Annotated in this window: 5 protein-coding genes and 1 pseudogene; all 6 read left to right on the forward strand. The window is 70.3% G+C overall.

From position 1 onward, the window contains the following. A pseudogene (locus tag SPHI_RS14795) lies at positions 1-171 on the forward strand (ATP-binding protein); the annotation flags it as partial. Between the two features lie 352 nt (positions 172-523). Then, entirely contained in the window at positions 524-1,612 is a 1,089-nt protein-coding gene (locus tag SPHI_RS14595; RefSeq protein ID WP_076745689.1) for a phage portal protein, read from the forward strand. Next, positions 1,612-1,905, forward strand: a complete 294-nt coding sequence (locus SPHI_RS14600) for a DUF6127 family protein (RefSeq protein ID WP_076745690.1) — start codon at positions 1,612-1,614, stop codon at positions 1,903-1,905. The genes SPHI_RS14595 and SPHI_RS14600 overlap by 1 nt, the downstream gene beginning before the upstream one ends. Beyond that, positions 1,902-2,270: an HK97 family phage prohead protease gene (locus tag SPHI_RS14605; protein WP_198927888.1), complete on the forward strand. Its 369-nt coding sequence runs from the start codon at positions 1,902-1,904 to the stop codon at positions 2,268-2,270. The genes SPHI_RS14600 and SPHI_RS14605 overlap by 4 nt, the downstream gene beginning before the upstream one ends. A 164-nt stretch (positions 2,271-2,434) precedes the next feature. Continuing rightward, positions 2,435-3,439 (forward strand): phage major capsid protein, encoded by a 1,005-nt coding sequence (locus SPHI_RS14610; protein ID WP_076745691.1) that lies wholly within the window; start codon positions 2,435-2,437, stop codon positions 3,437-3,439. 127 nt (positions 3,440-3,566) lie between these two features. After that, entirely contained in the window at positions 3,567-4,067 is a 501-nt protein-coding gene (locus SPHI_RS14615; protein ID WP_076745692.1) for a head-tail connector protein, read from the forward strand. Positions 4,068-4,203 lie beyond the last annotated feature (136 nt).

Below are 4,203 nucleotides of genomic sequence, written 5' to 3' on the forward strand. Positions count from 1 at the left end.
GTTCGGCACGTGGGGGCGTTTCCGGCGCTGGAGGACGAGCTGTGCGGGCTGGTTGCGGGCGGCGGGTATGAGGGGCCGGGGCGGTCGCCGGATCGGGCGGATGCGCTGGTGTGGGCGCTGACGGAGTTGATGCTCGCGCGGCGTGGGGGCGTGGGGGTGCGGGTGATTTAGGAGAGCGCCTCACACGCTCCGTCATCCCGGACTTGATTCGGGATCCATGCTGCCGCGGGTGCTTCGTTTCGTTGGTTGGCGGCAGCGTGCGGCGAGGGTTGGATCCCGGCGCAGGGCCGGGATGACGGGAAGGGTGGGGCGAGGTTGTGCTCTTCCGTCATGCCGGGCTGGTCCCGGCATCCACCGGGCCGCGCATCCGCGACTTGAGAGTTTGCGGTGCGGTGGACCCCGGCACAAGCCTGTCCTGAGCGGCGTCGAAGGGGCCGGGGTGACGGGTGTGGGTGAGCGGCTGGCGCGCACTGCCACCCGCACTTCGACAGGCTCAGTGCGAACGGTTCTGGGGAGACAGCAGATGAAATGGTTCGGCTCGAAGGCCGGGCGCGAGGGGTCGCGTCCGGCGCTTTCGCGTGGGGGGCACGCGTTCGCGCACGGCGAGTGGCCGCAGGGGTATGAGGCGCAGGTGCGCGCGGGTTACCTCGGCAATGCGGTGGCGCAGCGGGCGGTGCGGCTGGTGGCGGAGGCGGTGGGATCGGCGCCGCTCGATGCGAGCGATCCGGCGCTGGTGGCGTTGGTGACCGCCAAGAGCGGGGGCGGGCGGCTGGGGGAGGTCGTGGCGGCGCAGCAGCTGCTGCATGGCAATGCCTTCGTCCAGGTGCTGCGCGATCCGGATGGCGGGGTGGCGGAATTGTATCCGCTTCGGCCCGAGCGGGTGTCGGTGGTGGTCGATGCGGGCGGGTGGCCGGCGGGGTATCGCTATGCCGTCGCGGGGCGGGTGAGCGAGATCGCGCCCGACGCCGTGATCCATGTGCGCGGCTTTCATCCGCTCGACGATCATTATGGGCTGGGGTGCCTGGGGGCGGCTTCGGCGGCGATTGCGGTGCACAATGCTGCGGGGCGCTGGAACAAGGCGTTGCTCGACAATGCGGCGCGGCCTTCGGGGGCGTTGGTTTATGATCCGGGGGATGGGTCGGCGCTGTCGGCGGAGCAGTTCCGGCGGCTGCGCGAGGAGATGGATGCCGGGTTCGCGGGGGCGGGGAATGCCGGGCGGCCGATGCTGCTGGAAGGCGGGCTCAAGTGGCAGGCGTTGAGCCTGTCGCCGGCGGACATGGACTTCGTGGGGCTGAAGGCGGCGGCGGCGCGCGAGATCGCGCTGGCATTCGGCGTGCCGCCGATGCTGCTCGGGCTGCCGGGCGATGCGACCTACGCCAATTATCGCGAGGCCAACCGTGCGCTGTGGCGGCTGACCGTGCTGCCGCTGGCGGATGCGGTGTTCGGGGCTTTGGCGGCGGGGCTGGGCGAGTGGTTCCCGGAGGCGCGGCTGGAGATCGATCCCGATCGCGTGCCGGCGCTGGTGGAGGATCGCGAGCGGCTGTGGGCGATGGTGTCCGCAGCCGATTTCATTTCGGCTGACGAGAAGCGGCAGATGGTGGGGTGGGGGTGATGACGGGATCGGTTCTGGCGCAATTGCTGGCGCAGGGCGCGGCTTCGGGGGCGGATCTCGCGACGTTGCGGGCGATCGCGGAGGAGGCGGGGGAGCTGGGGGCGACGCGGGCGATCACGCGGCTGGGGCTGGCGGATGACGCTGCGTCTCGGGATGTCGCCGAGCTGCGCGCGCTGCTGGAGGCCTGGCGGGATGCGAAGCGGAGCGCGTGGAAGGCGTTTGCGGGCTGGGCGGCGGCTTTGTTGCTGGCGGTGCTGGCGGTGAAGCTGGGGTTTGGGGAGTGGGTGAAGTGAACCTGCGCTTCCAGGGCTATGCCGCGGTGTTCGATCGGGTGGATCGGGCGGGGGATGTGTTTCGGGCGGGCGTGTTCGCTGACGCGCTTCCGGTGCCGTTGCTGGTGCAGCATCGCGGGGGCGAGGTGGGAGAGATGCTCGCGATCGGGGAGGATGCGCGGGGGCTTTGGATCGAGGCTGCGGTGAGCGATCCGGAGGTGGCGCGGCTGGTGCGGTGTGGGGCGCTTAGGGGGCTTTCGGTGGGGTATCGCGCGCTTGCCGTGCAGCAGGGGGCGTGGCGCGAGGTGCTGCGCGCAGCGCTGGTCGAGGTGAGCCTGGTAGCTGTGCCGATGCAGGTGGCGGCCCGGGTGGAGGCTGTTTTCTGACTGTCGTTCCTCCCCCGCCAGGGGGAGGTGGCGCCGCAGGCGTCGGAGGGGGCGGGCGGCGGTGTGCCCGCTGGTGTTCCGGGTCCTCCCCCTCCGTCAGCGCTTCGCGCTGCCACCTTCCCCTGGCGGGGGAGGAACCTTCTTTTTCTTGGTGGGAGCATGACATGAGCGATGTGGTGGTGGCGCGGCCGGTGCTTGAGGGGGCTTCGGCCGGGGGTGATGCGGCGTTCGGTTCGTTCGTTCGGAGCGGGGCTGTGGTTGAGATGAAGGCGTTTTCCGGGGTGACGGGGGATGCCGGCGGCTATGCGCTGCCCAAGGAGATCGATGCGGTCATCGATGCGACGCTGAAGGGGGCGTCGCCGATCCGGTCTATCGCGAACGTCGTGAAGGTGGGGAGTGCGGGGTATCGCAAGCTCGTCACCACCGGGGGCACGCCGTCGGGCTGGGCGGCGGAGAATGGCGGGCGGAGCGAGACGGCGACGCCCGTCTTCGTCGAGATCGCGCCGCCGATGGGGGAATTGTACGCCAACCCTTCCGCCACGCAGGCGATGCTGGATGATGCCAATTTCGATGTCGAGGAATGGCTCGCCGGGGAGATTGCGGCGGAGTTCGCCAAGGCGGAGGGCGCGGCGTTCGTCAACGGCAATGGCGTTAACCGGCCAAAGGGGTTCCTGCAGCAGGCGACGTCTGCGGCGGGGGATGCTTCGCGGCCGTTCGGGACGTTGCAGCATGTCGCCTCGGGCGCGGCGGGGGATTTCGGGAGCAATCCGCAGGAGCGGCTGATCGACCTCGTCCAGGCGCTGCGCGCGCCGTATCGGCAGGGGGCGAGCTTCGTGACGAATGCGAGCACGCTGGCACGGATCCGCAAGTTCAAGACCAGCGATGGCGCGTTCGTGTGGCAGCCGAGCCTGGCGGCGGGGCAGCCGGCGACGCTGCTCGGCTATCCGGTGGTCGAGGCAGAGGACATGCCGGATGTGAGCGCGAATGCGCTGGCGATCGCGTTTGGCAATTTCCGCAGCGGGTATCTGATCGCTGAGCGGAGCGAGACGGTGATCCTGCGCGATCCGTATTCGAACAAGCCGTTTGTGAATTTCTACGCGACCAAGCGGGTTGGTGGGTGTGTTTCGAATAGCGAGGCGATCAAGGTGATGAAGTTCGCGGCGAGCTGACTGCTGCTCCCCTTCCGCAGCGCGGGAGGGGCTGGGGGAGGGCTTGCCGATCTGGCGCCGTGTTCGCGGACAGGCCCTCCCCTAACCCCTCCCGCAGGCGGGAGGGGGATTTATCGGGAGAGGGTGGATGGTTGTTTCGGGGGTGCCGCCGGCGGTGATCGCGGCGGTGGTGGGGGAGGTGCGTGCCTTTCTCCGGATGGAGAGCGGCGAGGATACGTTGCTGGCGCGGGTCGCGCTCAGCGCGGTGCTGGTTGCGGAGGCGTTTACTGGCACGTTGCTGATCGCGCGGGTGGTGGAGGAGGTGGTGGCCTCCAACGGCGGCTGGCAGGTGCTGGAGGCGGGGCCGGTGTCCGCGATCGACGCGGATGGCCATGCCGTGGACATCGACGCGGAGGGGCGCGGCTGGGTGCGGGCGTCGGAGCGGGTGACCGTTCGATACACCGCCGGGATGGCGGCGGACTGGGCGGGGGTGCCGGCGCCGGTGGCACAGGGTGTCGTGGCGCTCGCGGCGCATCTGTTCAACGATCGCGGCGGCGCGAGCCAGCCACCGGCGGCGGTGGCGGCGCTGTGGCGGCCGTATCGGCGGATGCGGTTGATGGCGAAGATGCGCCAGGGGTCGGGGGCGTGACGGCGGCGTTGCAGGCGGCGATCGTCGCAGTGGTGCGGCCGATCCTGACCGCCTTCGATGCGCCACCGGTGCGGGCGGCGCTTCCCTATGCGGTGGTCGAGGATGCGGTGCTGGCGCGCTGGGGCGGGGCTGGGAT

Source organism: Sphingomonas jeddahensis (assembly GCF_001981525.1).
GTDB classification, from domain to species: Bacteria; Pseudomonadota; Alphaproteobacteria; order Sphingomonadales; family Sphingomonadaceae; genus Sphingomonas; species Sphingomonas jeddahensis.

Coding starts and splice junctions, on each gene's coding strand:
- SPHI_RS14595 (WP_076745689.1), top strand. CDS start 524: ATGAAATGGTTCGGCTCGAAGGCCGGGCGCGAGGGGTCGCGTCCGGCG.
- SPHI_RS14600 (WP_076745690.1), top strand. CDS start 1,612: ATGACGGGATCGGTTCTGGCGCAATTGCTGGCGCAGGGCGCGGCTTCG.
- SPHI_RS14610 (WP_076745691.1), top strand. CDS start 2,435: ATGAGCGATGTGGTGGTGGCGCGGCCGGTGCTTGAGGGGGCTTCGGCC.
- SPHI_RS14615 (WP_076745692.1), top strand. CDS start 3,567: ATGGTTGTTTCGGGGGTGCCGCCGGCGGTGATCGCGGCGGTGGTGGGG.